This is a genomic window from Virgibacillus sp. NKC19-16 (assembly GCF_021560035.1).
In the GTDB taxonomy this organism is placed as follows: domain Bacteria; phylum Bacillota; class Bacilli; order Bacillales; family Amphibacillaceae; genus Virgibacillus_L; species Virgibacillus_L salidurans.
Window position 1 is genome coordinate 2,822,176 of sequence record NZ_CP074373.1, and the last position, 14,863, is coordinate 2,837,038.

14 protein-coding genes are annotated in these 14,863 nt (G+C 38.8%); 2 read left to right on the forward strand and 12 right to left on the reverse strand.

The annotated features are described in order from the left end of the window. Nucleotides 1-17: 17 nt before the first annotated feature. The 3 genes from KFZ58_RS14425 to KFZ58_RS14435 form a co-directional block, all read right to left on the reverse strand. Nucleotides 18-1,307: a GntP family permease gene (locus KFZ58_RS14425; RefSeq protein WP_235791995.1), complete on the reverse strand. Its 1,290-nt coding sequence runs from the start codon at nt 1,305-1,307 to the stop codon at nt 18-20. A 127-nt stretch (nt 1,308-1,434) separates the two neighbouring features. Next, nucleotides 1,435-2,943, reverse strand: coding sequence for a CoA-acylating methylmalonate-semialdehyde dehydrogenase (locus tag KFZ58_RS14430; protein ID WP_235791996.1), 1,509 nt, complete (start codon nt 2,941-2,943; stop codon nt 1,435-1,437). Nucleotides 2,944-3,010: 67 nt separating this feature from the next. Continuing rightward, a complete protein-coding gene (locus tag KFZ58_RS14435) occupies nt 3,011-3,907 on the reverse strand; it encodes an NAD(P)-dependent oxidoreductase (protein WP_235791997.1) in 897 nt (298 codons plus the stop codon). A gap of 364 nt (nt 3,908-4,271) precedes the next feature. Between KFZ58_RS14435 and KFZ58_RS14440 the strand changes: the two genes are divergently transcribed. Beyond that, on the forward strand, nt 4,272-4,868 hold the full coding sequence (locus KFZ58_RS14440; RefSeq protein ID WP_235791998.1) for a TetR/AcrR family transcriptional regulator: 597 nt from the start codon (nt 4,272-4,274) through the stop codon (nt 4,866-4,868). Nucleotides 4,869-5,114: 246 nt separating this feature from the next. Here KFZ58_RS14440 and KFZ58_RS14445 read toward each other — a convergent pair whose 3' ends face one another. The 7 genes from KFZ58_RS14445 to KFZ58_RS14475 all read right to left on the reverse strand — a co-directional run bounded on the left by KFZ58_RS14445 (nt 5,115) and on the right by KFZ58_RS14475 (nt 12,033). Next, nucleotides 5,115-6,296, reverse strand: a complete 1,182-nt coding sequence (locus tag KFZ58_RS14445) for a 3-hydroxyacyl-CoA dehydrogenase family protein (protein WP_255694900.1) — start codon at nt 6,294-6,296, stop codon at nt 5,115-5,117. 478 nt (nt 6,297-6,774) lie between these two features. Next, nucleotides 6,775-7,008 (reverse strand): 4Fe-4S ferredoxin, encoded by a 234-nt coding sequence (gene fdxA, locus KFZ58_RS14450; protein WP_235792000.1) that lies wholly within the window; start codon nt 7,006-7,008, stop codon nt 6,775-6,777. 66 nt (nt 7,009-7,074) lie between these two features. Next, nucleotides 7,075-8,091 carry an amidohydrolase family protein gene (locus tag KFZ58_RS14455; RefSeq protein WP_235792001.1) on the reverse strand — a complete coding sequence of 339 codons (1,017 nt, stop codon included), beginning with the start codon at nt 8,089-8,091 and terminating at the stop codon, nt 7,075-7,077. A gap of 71 nt (nt 8,092-8,162) precedes the next feature. Then, nucleotides 8,163-9,173 (reverse strand): VOC family protein, encoded by a 1,011-nt coding sequence (locus KFZ58_RS14460; RefSeq protein WP_235792002.1) that lies wholly within the window; start codon nt 9,171-9,173, stop codon nt 8,163-8,165. A 24-nt stretch (nt 9,174-9,197) separates the two neighbouring features. Beyond that, nucleotides 9,198-10,229: an NAD(P)/FAD-dependent oxidoreductase gene (locus KFZ58_RS14465; protein WP_235794752.1), complete on the reverse strand. Its 1,032-nt coding sequence runs from the start codon at nt 10,227-10,229 to the stop codon at nt 9,198-9,200. Between the two features lie 35 nt (nt 10,230-10,264). Then, complete coding sequence (locus KFZ58_RS14470) at nt 10,265-10,753, reverse strand: aromatic-ring-hydroxylating dioxygenase subunit beta (protein WP_235792003.1); 489 nt, start codon at nt 10,751-10,753, stop codon at nt 10,265-10,267. Next, a complete protein-coding gene (locus tag KFZ58_RS14475) occupies nt 10,750-12,033 on the reverse strand; it encodes an aromatic ring-hydroxylating oxygenase subunit alpha (protein ID WP_235792004.1) in 1,284 nt (427 codons plus the stop codon). The genes KFZ58_RS14470 and KFZ58_RS14475 overlap by 4 nt, the downstream gene beginning before the upstream one ends. Before the next feature lie 390 nt (nt 12,034-12,423). Here KFZ58_RS14475 and KFZ58_RS14480 point away from each other — a divergent pair, with 390 nt between their 5' ends. Beyond that, nucleotides 12,424-13,308 (forward strand): LysR family transcriptional regulator, encoded by an 885-nt coding sequence (locus tag KFZ58_RS14480; protein ID WP_235792005.1) that lies wholly within the window; start codon nt 12,424-12,426, stop codon nt 13,306-13,308. Nucleotides 13,309-13,402: 94 nt separating this feature from the next. Here KFZ58_RS14480 and KFZ58_RS14485 read toward each other — a convergent pair whose 3' ends face one another. Both KFZ58_RS14485 and KFZ58_RS14490 read right to left on the reverse strand, forming a co-directional pair. After that, entirely contained in the window at nt 13,403-14,389 is a 987-nt protein-coding gene (locus KFZ58_RS14485) for a catechol 2,3-dioxygenase (RefSeq protein WP_235792006.1), read from the reverse strand. A 276-nt stretch (nt 14,390-14,665) separates the two neighbouring features. After that, nucleotides 14,666-14,857: a 4-oxalocrotonate tautomerase gene (locus KFZ58_RS14490; RefSeq protein ID WP_235792007.1), complete on the reverse strand. Its 192-nt coding sequence runs from the start codon at nt 14,855-14,857 to the stop codon at nt 14,666-14,668. Nucleotides 14,858-14,863 lie beyond the last annotated feature (6 nt).

The following is a 14,863-nucleotide window of genomic DNA, read 5'->3' on the forward strand; positions in this document are numbered from 1 at the left end:
ACCCAGTTATATAAACCTTAATAAATACCTACACTCGCCAGTAAAATAGCTGGTATTAATGATAGTATTGGGAAAACTATGGCTACTACTGCAATATCCCTGTATGACTGTTTATGGGTTAGACCTGTTACAATCAATATCGTTACAATGGCCCCATTATGCGGTAGTGCATCCAATCCACCGGATGCGATAGAAGCGATTCGGTGAAAAGCTTCTGGTGCGATCCCAGATGATATTGCAATCTCATAATATTCTTGACCCAAAGCTTCCATCGTAATACCTAATCCACCAGATGCTGAACCAGTTGCTCCGGACAATATATTTGAAGCAACCGCCATTGAAATAAGTGGGTTTCCTTCAATACCTAGCACATAGTCACTCAACTTCTGGAACCCAGGTACTGCTTGTACCACTGTTCCAAATCCAACCGCTGCCGAAGTATTAATCATTGCCATGACAGAATCAGAAGCACCTTTATTTAACGATGGAACCAGACCTTTAATTTTACCTAATGAAAATATTATAATTAACAAGATCCCTATTAATAAACTAACAACAATATCTAGCTGTATAAAGTTAAGCGCAACAATTACGGATAATAGAGGAAGTACAGAAATGAGGATATGAGGCGGTTTTTCTTTTATTTCTTTACTTAACCCCTTATCTTTTTCCAACTCTTCAAATTCATAGCCTAACCCCTTTAAATTCTTCTCTCTTCTTTTGAGATATAAAATAGAGCCTCCACCCATAACTAAGGAAGCAGCGAGTCCCATAATTGGTGCTGCGGCCGCAGTTGTATTGAAATAATCGGTTGGGATTAGATTCTGAATCTGCGGAGTACCCGGAAGTGCCGTCATTGCAAATGTCATCATCCCTGCTGTAATTGTACCTGGCATCAGTTTTCTTGGAATATTCGCTTGTCTAAACATACTTACCGCTAATGGATATACAGCAAATACAACAACAAACACACTAATACCACCATATGCTAATACTGCCGAAGCCATAACTACACCAATAATTGCCTGCTTTTCTCCAAAAGTTCTAATGATACTTTGTGCTACGGATTGAGCCATACCACTAAATTCCATTAACTTACCAAAGATTGCTCCCAGCATAAATACAGGGAACCAGCTCTTTGTAAAGTCTACAAAACCTTGCATATATGTATTTGTATATGCATCAAGTAAGTCAAGTCCACCAAATAATGCCACAACCCCGGCGCAAATCGGTGCGATCCAGATGATTGACCATCCACGATAGGCTAGAACGATTAATAAGACCAGGCCTAACAGTATCCCTAACATTTGTTCACCTTCCCCTGATTCCGCAAATTCGGATTTTCTTTGTTCAAAGGTTTACAATCGTGCCAGTAAATCTATCAATTATAAACCTATGTGAGAAAATCAGGGCCATCTTCATGGCCCTTCTTAGTTAGCTACTAGGAAAATTAAAGTTAGTTTCATCAGAGTCAGATTGATCAAACCATCTTTCAGAAACTGTTTTTGTTTTTGTAAAGAATCGAGCGGTATCCGGACCAAACATTTGTCCTTCACCAAGTCGTGATTCTTTCCAGCCACCGAAGTTATGATAGCCAACAGGTATAGGAATTGGTACATTCACCCCAACCATACCTACTTCAATTTCTTGCGTGAATTTACGAGCATCACGCCCACTGTTGGTAAATATGGCCACACCATTACCATACTGATGATCGTTGATTAACTGTATCGCTTCTTCAATTGAACCTGCTTCAACGATTGGACGTGCTGGGCCAAACACTTCTTCCTTGTACATATTCATATCAGGAGTAACATTATCTAATAACGTAGCACCAAGATAAAATCCTTCTTTATTTTCCACGTCAGGATTTCTTCCATCTACAACAATATTAGCTCCTTCTTTTACCGCTTCATCAATTGCGGTTAAAATGCTTTGTTTTGCTTCCGCACTTATTACTGCTCCAAAGTCTGCAGTTTCATCATCATAAGATCCAGCTCTTAATTTTGATACTTTTTCTTTTAATTTTTTCGTGAATACTTCTGCTGTCTTTTGTCCTACAGGCATTGCTACGGAAACAGCCATACAACGCTGTGATGCTGAACCGTAAGCTGCACCCAGAAATGAATCAACTGCTTTATCAAGATCTGCATCTGGCATAATAACCATGTGATTTTTCCCGCCACCAAAGGCATTTACTCGTTTATGGTGCTTTGTTCCTGTTTCATAGATATTTTCTGCTACTTTCGTAGAACCTACAAAGCTGATCGCTTCTATATCTTCATGTGTAATGATGGCATTTACCGTATCTTTGTCACCATTCACAACGTTCCAAATGCCAGCAGGTAAACCAGCCTTCTCCCATAGTTCTGAGATTAATAGAGCAGAAGATGGAACTTTTTCAGATGGCTTTAAAATCATCGCATTCCCAACAGCTACAGCCATCGCACTCATTGCAAGCGGTACCATAACTGGGAAATTAAATGGTGATATGCACGTTACAACGCCAAGTGGCTGTTTCATTGAATATGCATTTATTTCCCCACCAACGTTTACAGAATGCTCCCCTTTCAGAATCTGTGGTGCCCCGATTGCTAAATCAACCGATTCTATTCCCCTGCTTATCTCCCCTTTTGCATCAGGGATCGTTTTTCCGTTTTCCTTCCCTATCAACCGCGCTAATTCCTCAGTGTGTTCTACTAATAACTGGCGAAATTTAAAAAGAACTTCAACTCTTTTTCCTACAGATGTTTTTGCCCATTTAGCAGCAGCCTTTTTCGCTAATTGTATGGTTCCATTTACCTCTTCATCTGAAGCATAAGGAACAGTTGCAATTTTTTGACCAGTAGATGGACTATATACATAGCCAAATCTATCGTTCTTTCCTTTTACTTTTTCCCCATTGATATAATGTGTTACTGTATCTAACGTCGCCATTTTCATTTCATCATTCCTCCTGCATAATAATAAAATTTATGAACCTTATTATCTGACTGTTTCTCATAAATAACTATTTAGCTGCTTCTGCTTTTTGTGCTACTAACATAGGGTATACTGATGACATATCTTTATCTGCGTAACCGTCAATATTTAATTCCAAGTGATTTACCAACGACTCACCCAATGGTAATTTTGAATCATATAAATTCGAAACATAGTTTGCCAGTTTTATGTCTTTTAATAGAAGTGCCGTAGTAAAAGCGCCTTTATTATAATCATTTTCGGCGATAAAGTTTTTATAGTTTCTTGTAAATACACCACTTTGCCCTGAGCTTACGTTTACTATTTCATAAACAGTATCGTGATCCAAACCCGTAGCATCTGCGATAGATAAAGCCTCTGCAACAGCCTGGGTATGAATACCAGCCATTAAATTATTAATTAATTTAACAATAGTACCTAATCCATGGTCTTCACTAACGTGGAAAATATTTTTCCCTATAGCTTCTAAATATGGTAATGCGAAATCATACGTTCCTTTGTCCCCGCCAACCATCACACTTAAACTCGCTGCCTCTGCTCCTGATACGCTCCCACTTACCGGAGCACCTAAGTATTGAATATCCTTTTCTAATGCAGTTTTTGCGACTTTTTTATTTAGTTCTGGAGAAATTGTACTTAAGTCAATTAATATTAGTGGTGCTTCTCCATTCTCTATAAGTCCCTCGTTTGCTAAATAAACACTTTCTACAATTTGTGGCGTTGGTAAACTAGTAAAAATGATTTTCACTTCATTTGGTAATGTTGTCGATGTGAACCCAACCTTCCCACCGATTTCAGCGAACCTTTTTTCACTATCCCTGTTTACATCTACTCCGTATACGGTATATCCTGCTCTCAGTAAATTTCTGGCCATCGGAAAACCCATGTTTCCTAATCCAAGAAAACCAACTTTCTTCGTATTCATCAAATCCCCTCCTTTAAACCGCTTTCAATTGTAAAGAAAGCGATATCATTTTTTGTAATAATAAGGTTCTATTTTTAATAAATTTCCAAACGCTTCCGCCTGGGAAAATATATTCTACAAAATAATTGAACCCAATTGTAAAAGTGCTATCAATCATAAAATAATAATTAATCCCCCTTCATTGGGTATACCCACTTCACATACCAAAGTCAAAAACTAAGGTCAAATACCAGGGTCACTGAAAGTCATAACTAAATAATAAATATAAAATTTAAAATAGTCAACCCTTATGTTAAAATTAATTCCATATTTTAAAAATATTATGCTATGCTTAAATACAAAGGAGGGATGAAGGATGTCACCTATGACAGAAAGAAAATTAAAAGCACTGGAGACCAAAAAGGCACTTTTGGAAACTGGTTTAAAGCTTTTTTACAAAAAAGGGTTTGATAATGTAACAGTAGAAGAAATTGCCAAAAGCTGTAATGTGTCTAAAGGCGCCTTTTATGTTCATTTCAAAACAAAATATGATATTTTTGAGGAAAAGTTTAAAGATATTGATAATTTTTATTCTACATACCAACAAAGAATCCCCAAAGATATTAATGTATATCAGAAAATTCTTATGTTCTATGAAGCTCAAATGATCTATTTACGAGACGAATTAGGAAAGGATTTAATAAGAACTGTATATACGAATGCGATGTCACTAACAATTGACAAAAATCATTACTTAGCTAATCCAGATAGAAATCTTTATCAAATAATTTATTCTTTTGTTCAGGAAGGAATTGATAATAAGGAATTTAAGGAAGGAATAACAACTGAAGAAGCATCAAAATTAATTACCAGGTGTATGAGAGGTACAATCTATGATTGGATGATATTTGGCGATGAATTTGACGTTGTAAAGGAAATGACAAATTTCACATCTACCGTTTTGAACGGGTTAAAAAAATAAGTGATGAGATCCCGTCTGCTACTAGGCATTTTGACACTTGGGGTGGACTTTAACCAACTAATTAACGGATTGCTGGGCACGCACTATAGTAAAAACGAGGTTCATTCATTGACGAACGAACCCTGTTTTAGTGCGATGCTTAAGAAGCACCTGTTTCTATTTTTTGCTTTGTCTTCCATCTTTACATTGAATGTAAAGTTAATCTTTTTCACCCTCTATAAACAAATATCCGATATCTTTCACTTATTATTCTATAGATGAAACACTTTTCTCCCTATTCGCTTTGCTTTTTTGTAATTTCAGGAGATCCAGGAAAGAATCGTCTCGCGTCTTAATTGCTTTTTCACCATGATCATCATAATTGTAAAAACCTTGATTTGTTCGAATGCCATGATGCTCATTCTCCACCATTTCCGATAAGAAAGAGGGAACATCTCTTGTATTTGATAGATCTTGCATAATGTTGCCAACCATCGCTTGTGTTGTTTCCAAACCGGCTAAATCCTGACTTTCCATCGGACCGCAGAAAGCCCACTTAAAGCCCATACTTCCTTTCATAGCGATATCGATATCCTCAGCAGTGGCTACTCCTTCTTCGATTAAGTGGAATGCCTCGCGAAGCATAGCTACTTGAACACGGTTGACGATAAATCCTGTAATCTCTTTATTTAGAACTACTGGAGACTTTCCGATTTCCTTCATTAAATCATAGGTTGTATTTACGACATTTTCAGTTGTTTTCTCAAATTTAGCGATTTCTACAATTGGTACAAGTTGTGGTGGGTTAAAAAAGTGAGTAATGATAAATCTTTCCGGATGCTTTGCCCTCTGCGTTAACTCTTCCAATGGGAACGTAGAAGTATTGGACGAAATAATCGTTTTATCAGAGACTGCGCCTTCAATGATTTCATACGTTTCTAGTTTTTGTTCAAGAACTTCCGGAATGGATTCCAGAATGAAGTCCGTATCCTGAATAGATTCAAGCAAATCTGTGGTATATGTGATACGTACTAATGCCTGTTCCATTTCATTTTCGGTCAGCATTTCTTTTTCGACCATCATTTTAAAGCTGTTTGTAATAAGTTCTCGCGCTTTTTCCAGAGATGTCTCGCGTCTGGCTCGAATACATACATTTTTTCCAGCTTGGGCAAATAATTGAGCCGCACCATGTCCCATAACCCCTGCTCCAAGCACCGTGATATTTTTCATTTTAATACCCCTTTTCGTGATTAATGTTACATGAGTTACGTGAGTACTGTTGCTTTTAATTTTGGCAGTTAATAAAAAAGACGACGCAAGTGCTTGTTGATTTCCGCTACGGACCGTTGCTTTCCGCGGGCACGGCTTCAGCCTCCTCGCGGAAGACCACCGCTGCGGGGTCTTCAGACTCGTGCTGTTCCCGCAGGAGTCAACGGTCCTCCGCTCCAATCAACTATCATAAATTGCGCCGCTATTTTGTGATTGAATGAACTATGTTGCTATGTTCATACCAGCGGAGGAAATACATGGTGACTCCTGCGGGAGGAAAGGCATAGGTGAGACTCGAAGTGCGCCAGCACAAGGAGGCTCACCAGCCGCCCGCGGAAAGCGAAATGTATTTCCGTAGCGGGGAAAAGCATCAATTTTAATTTCAAGTTACGTCGCATTCTATATCTTTAGTATTAAAAACAATAAACTTATAAAAAACAACCTAAACAAAACACCCCTCACCATCACTACGATCAAAGTACCAACCAAAGCCATAGTGTGGTGATCAGGTGCATAATCATTACAGTTCCTAAAAACCCACATCATTGAAACTTACTTAGATTATAAGAAGAAACCCTACTCTTGATGTGAATCCAAATCCTTGTCCACCATTAATTCAGGAAGTCGCAAATGCTACCAGGCAAGGCAGGAACGTCTCCTACTCAAAAAAACTCTCAGCCTTTTCCAAATATACTTCTTGTGCAGGATTTAAATCATGTTCATCCACGATAGCATCGACTGGACAAGCAGCGACACAAGCACCACAATCAATACATGTATTTGGGTCAATTAAAAATTGGTCATCACCCTCTTCAATACAATCGACCGGGCAAATACTAACACACTCTCCTGATTTTTCATTAAGACACGGTTCCGTTATAACAAATGCCAAGGTTATCCTCTCCTTTTATTCTTGTTGCAAGTGTTTCACTTACACTTTATCTATCTATTTGTATTTCTACATATACTGTTCTTTATCTAAATTTAAAAATTGCAATGCATTTAGACCATGGATTTGGTCCTTTTCTCCGTCACTTAATGTTGTCAATTGATCAACGACTTTTCCGGATGGGACTTCACGTAATAAAAATGGATAGTCGGAACCTGCTATGATCTGGTCCACTCCAAACCGGTCAATCATAAATTGTAAGTTATTTTCGTCGTAAACAAGCGAATCATAGTAAAGAAGTTTCGCATAGTGACTTGGTGGCTTCTCCGTTTTTCTGATTTGCGGCCACACATTCCAGCCCTTATCCATTCTTGGTAATAGATATGGCAGGGATCCACCGCCATGTGCAAAGCATATTTTTAAATTTGTATATTTATCTAGCATTCCACTCATAATAATACTACCTGCTGCTAAAGCTGTTTCTGAAGGCATACCGACCATATACATGAAATTATGGCGCGGCATCCGTTCTCCTCCTAATGTTTCCCAAGGATGAACAAACAATGGAACGCCCTGTTCATTTGCAGCCTCAAAGAATCGTTCGAGTTCTGGATCATCTAAATTCTTACCGTTCACATTACTACCGATTTGAACCCCTTTTAATCCTAAATCATGAACCGCTCTCTTCATTTCTTTTATGGCTATATCTACATCTTGCAGTGGAACGGTACCTAAACCGATAAACCTTTTTGGATTTTCCTTAGCGATGGATGCGATGAAGTCATTTTGAAATGTTGCCATTTCTAATCCTTGTTCCGGATCTGACCAATAGCTGAATGTCACCGGTATTGGTGATAATACTTGGATATCAATTCCTTCTTCATCCATATCCTTTAAGCGCTTTTCTGCGTCCCATGCTTGATCCGTTATTTCCCTGAATTTCTTGCCCTTGATCATAATATTGGCCCCACAATCACATGTTTTCTCTAAAATAGGCCAACGATCATCCCCATATTTTTCGGCTAAATCCAAAAATTCCTCTGATATAATATGCGTATGAAAATCAATTTTTAAGTTACGTTGCACAAATGAACTCTCCTAGCATTCCTGATTTTGAATGAGAGATAGACGAATTGTTTCGTCCATCTCTTCTATCTTTATTCCCCTATTTTCACGCCATACGTGAAATAGGTTTCCGGTGGTGTGCTTCCCCACATCTCAAGACCTAATTGGCCGATACCGGATCCCCATTCAATTGGTTCCCAATCCGGGGAGAAAATTAAGAATCCACCTGTCCATATTTCTATTCGATGACCAGAAGGCTCAAAGACATAGATGAATTGCGCACCACTTGTTCCATGCTTACCAGGACCCCACTCAATTTCAATATCATTTTCTGCCATGATGTTTGCTGCACGGATAAGTTCATCCGGAGAATCCAGGTAATAAGCTAAATGATGAAAGGATGCTCCATTTTGATTGGAGTTCCGCATGAGCGCCATTTCATGTGCAATATTCGTTCTACTCAACCATGAACCTAAGCGAACGTCTTCTTTGTTCTGAATATAGTAGCGATGATGAATACCAAGTAGATCCGTCCACCACTCTTGTTCTTTTTTCACGTCATTAACCATCATATTGACATGGTCAAAGCGACGAGGTGAGACGCCTCTAAAGCTGTATTTACTTGGATGGCTCGGTAATTTTGACTGCAGTTTTGGATCATCCGTTACGAACAGTTCTTTCTCCCAGTACAGTTCAACCGGAAATCCGGCAGGGGATTTAAATTGAATCATGTCACCCAATGCTCGCTTCTCGCCACCTGCTACCCATATAAAGTCAATATTCATTTCTTTTAATTGCTTTTCAAATAGCTTTAGTGATTCCTCCGTGCTTACACGCCAACCCATACGATTGACTTCGGATACATTGGATGCTCTTAGAACCAACGTATAATCATCAAAGTCCTGCCAAGCTCTTAGGTAAGCACGATCCCCGTCTGATTCTGTTAATACAAGACCCATTACCTCTGTGAAAAACCATAATGATTGATCAAAATTTGTGACACTAATTTCGACATGCCCGATATGCGCAACCGTTCGTAAATACGTTTCCAATCTCTCTTGTGCAGATTCCTTATTAATTATTTCTTCCTTCGTTTTAGCCATGATTTAACCTCCATATTTAGTTTTTCAGTAGGTAGCTACCTTTTCCTTCTTTTTTTTCTTCTTCTCCCTGCTCATAATGGATGTACTATGAGCAGTGTGTAGGGATGCTGTTGGGTCCATATAGACGATTGCATTACTTACCGCTATAGGAGCCTCACCAAATCCGGTGGCCATTAATTTAACCTTGCCCGCATATGTGGATATATCTCCAACGGCATAGATACCTGGTACCGTCGTTTCAGCTTTTGAGTTTGCTAGAATTGAGTTGTTTTCTATCTCTAAACCCCAGTCATTGATCGGACCTAAATTGGATATGAAACCATAATTCACGATATAATCATCCGCTTTTAGTTCCATATTTTCATCGCCCTTTGCTTGTTTAAGCTTAATGGTATCAATCCGGCTCTCCCCTACTATTTCTGTAGGAATAAACGGGGTGAGGACATCAACCGAAGACTCCTGCATTAGCTTCACCGTATAATCATGCGCTCTGAATCGATCCCTCCGGTGAATAATGGACACCTTTGATGCTACATTTTCTAACATTAAAGCCCAGTCCACTGCTGAATCTCCTCCACCAAATATACAAACATCCTTATTTTCAAAGTCCGTTAAGTTTTCAATACGATAATGCAGGTTCTTTCCTGCAAATCGATCTTCATTTTCCAAATTCATCGTTCGTGGTTTGAAGGCTCCATTGCCGGCAGTAATAATAATCGTTTTCGAATAATGTGTTTGCGCACTTGTTTTTATCGTAAAAATACCATCTTCCTTTGTTACCTCTTTTACTTCTTCATTTAAGCAAACATCATTTTCAAATTGATTCATTTGTTGCATCAATCCATCTACCAGATCACTCGCTTTTATCTTTGGGAAGCCAGCTACATCATACACGTATTTATCCGGATACAATGCGGCAAGCTGTCCACCTAATTCTGGTAAACTCTCAATTATTTTCACACTTGATTGGCGCATGCCTGCGTAAAATGCCGTAAATAAACCTACCGGGCCTCCACCTATAATGGTCATATCATATATTTCGTTTTCATTAATGATGCTAGCCACCACCTTTCACTTCTTGACGCGATCCTTTATAGAATTAAACTAATTTTCCCGTGAGGTCTCAAGCTATCTAAATGTAAGACAACCTTTTTACTTTTAATCTTAATTTCATCGTCCTGCTCGACAAGTTCATACGTGTGCTTCCCGATGAACGTGTCCATCACTTCTCTTTTCGTTCGGTGGATTGTAAAATTACACTCCACTGTAATGACATCTGAATCCAAATTACTCACCAAAATATTATTATAATTATGGACCGTGGTAGAGTGTGGATACTCGACATGTGCCTCTTTTTTCAGTAACCTTTCTGCTCGCTCCTGAAGTCGATCCCGATTATCATGTGCATAGAATAACGACTTTGTTGCACTCGCTTCCGGATCACCGATAGGCGGTATCTTGTAGGTGCCATCATCTGTAAACAATGCAGCCCACTCCTTTAATCTCCACTCATCCAATATTTTGGCTTCCGTATAAAGAAAATCAACCACATCTTGACGTGTTATCGTTTTTACAGTCATTTCTGAGCGACCTCCTTCTCCTTATTCAACGATGCTTGGATTCTAGCATTATATTGCCTCCAGAAATTCCTCATTTGAACTTCATCTGTTGCTAGCGCGTTCCCTTCTCCTCGTACCATCCCTTTGGAAATGTCATTCCACTCAACTTCTTCGTTATTGTTATAGGCTTCTTGACATAATTCCAATGCCTCGTTATCATCTGGTGTCGCGAAACCAGCTGGGCCTAAGAACTCTAAGAAGTTATTATTTCTCGCCATCCGATGTGCCTCATTTTCGCCCTTAGGAGCTAATGAATAGCCGGATACTTCGATATAGCCAGGGGATGTTGGATAAAATGTTCTTGCCGTGACAGCCATAATGTCATTAATGACCAGATTAGGAAATATCACAATATTACGGTTGTAGTTGGCGATTCGATCTGCACGTTCTTCACCAAAGCGTTCAGCAAGTTTAACTTTCATTTCCTCCATATCGTTTTTTAATTCTTCATCCCAGATTGGCGTCCATTGTGCAACAGGTCTTCCCCAAGGAGCCACGTATTCAATAACACCATGACCATTGTCGAGTTCCACGCCTTCTCCTTCTAATTGCACACGTTTTAAATTTGGATCTTGATCTTGCTTAATATCAAAATACGTCTTATGCGTAGGCATTCCGTGATATAAGTCAACACTGTTTTCAGCTAATAGCTTCCAATTCGCTCTTACGCTGTATTCCTGTATGCCACCTAGCGCTTCTAATCCGTATTCCGATTGATCGACTACCAGGTCAATGTATTCTTTCGCATTCCCTAAATATTCATCTAATGAAATAGCGTTTTCATCAAAGTTAACAAACACAAAGCCACGGTAGTTTTCCACTCTATTAACCGCTTTCATATTCTTCGTGCCATCATTATTAAAATCCTCAGGAAAGCCATCTTTTCCAGGCATACCTACTAACTCACCATCATTTTTAAAACTCCAAGCATGATAGAAACAGCGGAAAACTCTTGAATTTCCTTCGTTCTCCCTGCAAACAAGCGCACCACGGTGTGGACACGTATTGAAAAGCGCCCGAATTTCACCGTCCTGACTTCGTACAAATAGTAAATTGCGCCCGCCTACTTTTTTCCGCCTGTAATCCCCTAACTCCGAAATTTCTGTTTCATGACCGAGGAACAACCAACATTTATTAAAAATTTCAGCCCGTTCCCTTGCCAGTATTTCTCTATCTGTAAATACACTACGGTGAACAAGAAACTCACTCTTTTCTACGTTGTCCCGTATAAATTGATTCATTTTATACCCTCCATTTATTGTTGAAGCCTTCTTCCATTTGCGTTATTAATTAAAATTCAAATCTGTCAGCGTTTGCATTTATTCAGCTTTCATCACCACTTTGTAATCACTTACATTATTCAGCAAAAATCCCCCCTTTAATGTAAATCGGATATTAAATTTATGAACTTGCTTTTAATTTATTTGTTACTTTTAATTATAAAATCCAATTTTGTTAGATACAAATTGGATATTTTTTTGTTTTCCTACTAATTTAAAAAAATAATTTATAGCCATTTTTTAAAAGTGTAATCCTTCTGTCAATTTGTTTGACAGTCTGATGTATTTTGACATATACTTATAGGATGGAACCGCTTTCTTATTAAACTAGCGATCTCAGGAGGAAACAAGATGAATGAAAGCCAATTACAGACTTTCCTTACGGTAGCCAAGTATAAAAGCTACTCCAAAGCTGCAGTTGTCCTTAATGTCACGCAACCAACCATTACATCACGGATAAAAGCTTTAGAAGACATCTTGCAATGTGAACTTTTTACGAGAATTGGACATGAAATATTCTTAACCAAAGAAGGTAATATGTTTATAGATTATGCGAATAATATTTTGATCTATATTACACATTCAAAAGAAATTACAAACATGGTTAAAGATCCGGTTGTAAAAGTCGGCTTTTCCCCGGGATACGCTTACTCTTTTATCATCGAGCTTTTAAAAACGATTAAATCAATTGGTGAAATAGATATTCAGGTGATCGAAGGCCATGATTCAGTCAGTTTAAATGAAGGCGTTTTATCCGGAGAAATTGACTTAGTCTTTACGAGAGAAGTTCTGGTAAATAATCATGACGTTATGTCAGAATATCTATTTGATAATAATCTAGTACTGGTCCTCCCAACCAATCATCATCTATGTAGCAAACAATCGCTAAACATAGAAGACTTAAACACCGAGACGATCATAAGTTATAGGCGAAATTCCGCATTATGGAAGGAAATTGATAAAGAACTTATCGCTGCAAGAAATGTAACACGCATTGACGTTGATAATAATGAAATGCTTCTAAAAGCTGTTGCCAATGAGATAGGGATTGGCATTATACCTGAACTGGGCATTGATACAAGATATGAAACGGAAGTAGAAATCCGGGAAATAAGTAACATTTATAACATACCAAATAAGGTCTATGTCCAATACCGAAAAAGTTCCCAAATAAGGAACCTCGCTAAGAAGATTATTTACTCGATTATCCATCATAAATATGCAGAAGCTTATTGAGGAGCGTGGGGGAGGCCTTTGCGCTTCTTTGTTGCGTATAGAGGAAGTAAAAAGGACAGAGGGACAGGATCGGAACCTGTCCCTCTGTCACCGTCTAGCTTTTAACAGGGCTTTTTACATTAGGCGTCCCGTATTTAAAGTAAGAGTCCGGTAATGGTGCACCATAATGAATGATCGCTTTTTCAATCTCATTTCCTTTCCACATACGTGGTTGCCATTCCGGATCAAAAATCAGATAGCCGGAATCACCAAAAAGTTCAATGCGGTTGCCGCCCGGTTCGATCACATACATGCACAATGCCTGGGAGACTCCATGCTTAAGTGGTCCTGCTTCAATTTCGATTCCGTGTTCCGTTAAAACATCAGCTAAATCATGCAAATGCTGTGGGAACCCATACCAGAATGCCACATGATGCAACTTTCCAAGTCCTTTTTCTGATGTTCCTGTATCCGCCATATAAGCCAGTTCATGAACCAATGGACTTACACTTAACCAAGCACCAATTTCATCGCCATCATCTTTCACGACATGCTCACGCAATCTGAATCCAAGGTCATTCATCAAATGCTCCTTATTGCGATTAACATTGCTTGACATCAAATTAACATGATCAATTCGCCGAACTGGAATACCGGTTAACGGACGTTTTTCAGGGCGGCTCTTAAGCGTCGTCCTGTTGCTGTCGTTGCTCTGATAATAATCAACATCCCATAAAATCTCCATATTGTGATTATCCGGTGTGACAAATTGATATGCAGCTCCATGTCCGAGATCGCCGTCAATCCATCCTTTGCCGGCGCCGGATTTTTCAAGGTCCTTCACGCGGCGTTCCAGTGCATCTTTGGAGCTTGCCCGCCAGCCGACATGTCCCAAACCAGCTTCATTCCGCTCCGTTACTTTCAATGTATGGTGATAATGGTCCTCATAAGAACGGAGATAAACCGACTGCCCTTCTCTTGCCACCTCTGACATGCCCAATAACTTTTTGAAAAACCACAAGGTTTGATCCGGTACCGCTGTATAAATCTCCACATGAGCCAACTGCGCAACGTCAAATTTCTTTAATTCTTGTTCCAGCATTATTAATTCCCCCTTAAATAATATAGATATTATCTGATAACGCTTCCAAACATTTTCAACAAATATGTGCATACAATGACTGCACATATTATAAATAATTCTTAATAGTAATGGTAAACTGTTTTTTCATTTAAATTAACCCCTTTGTTCTTCTATAAGCAACACATTTAAAAATTTCAAATCTTTTTTACTAGCAGTAAGCACAGTGGCGGTTCTCCCGCTTCCTCATAAGCGAACAGGAAGCAAGCGAGCCGTCCCAATGCTCCCCCACCAGCATCATCTCCCTAAATTCTCTGCGGAAGTCCCACCAATAGACCAATGTGTTTTAGGCACCTCATGCACAATAACACGTACATTTTCTTTCGGAGCATCCAGTGATTCACTGACTGCTTCGGTTACATTTTTCATCATTGCTTCGATTTTTTCAGGAGGTCTTCCCTCCATAATTTCTACATTTATAAGTGGCACATATTT

Excerpts from the sequence above, each read along its gene's own strand:
- KFZ58_RS14425 (WP_235791995.1), bottom strand. The coding sequence starts at position 1,307 with ATGTTAGGGATACTGTTAGGCCTGGTCTTATTAATCGTTCTAGCCTAT.
- KFZ58_RS14430 (WP_235791996.1), bottom strand. The coding sequence starts at position 2,943 with ATGAAAATGGCGACGTTAGATACAGTAACACATTATATCAATGGGGAA.
- KFZ58_RS14435 (WP_235791997.1), bottom strand. The coding sequence starts at position 3,907 with ATGAATACGAAGAAAGTTGGTTTTCTTGGATTAGGAAACATGGGTTTT.
- KFZ58_RS14440 (WP_235791998.1), top strand. The coding sequence starts at position 4,272 with ATGACAGAAAGAAAATTAAAAGCACTGGAGACCAAAAAGGCACTTTTG.
- KFZ58_RS14460 (WP_235792002.1), bottom strand. The coding sequence starts at position 9,173 with ATGGCTAAAACGAAGGAAGAAATAATTAATAAGGAATCTGCACAAGAG.
- KFZ58_RS14470 (WP_235792003.1), bottom strand. The coding sequence starts at position 10,753 with ATGACTGTAAAAACGATAACACGTCAAGATGTGGTTGATTTTCTTTAT.
- KFZ58_RS14475 (WP_235792004.1), bottom strand. The coding sequence starts at position 12,033 with ATGAATCAATTTATACGGGACAACGTAGAAAAGAGTGAGTTTCTTGTT.
- KFZ58_RS14480 (WP_235792005.1), top strand. The coding sequence starts at position 12,424 with ATGAATGAAAGCCAATTACAGACTTTCCTTACGGTAGCCAAGTATAAA.
- KFZ58_RS14485 (WP_235792006.1), bottom strand. The coding sequence starts at position 14,389 with ATGCTGGAACAAGAATTAAAGAAATTTGACGTTGCGCAGTTGGCTCAT.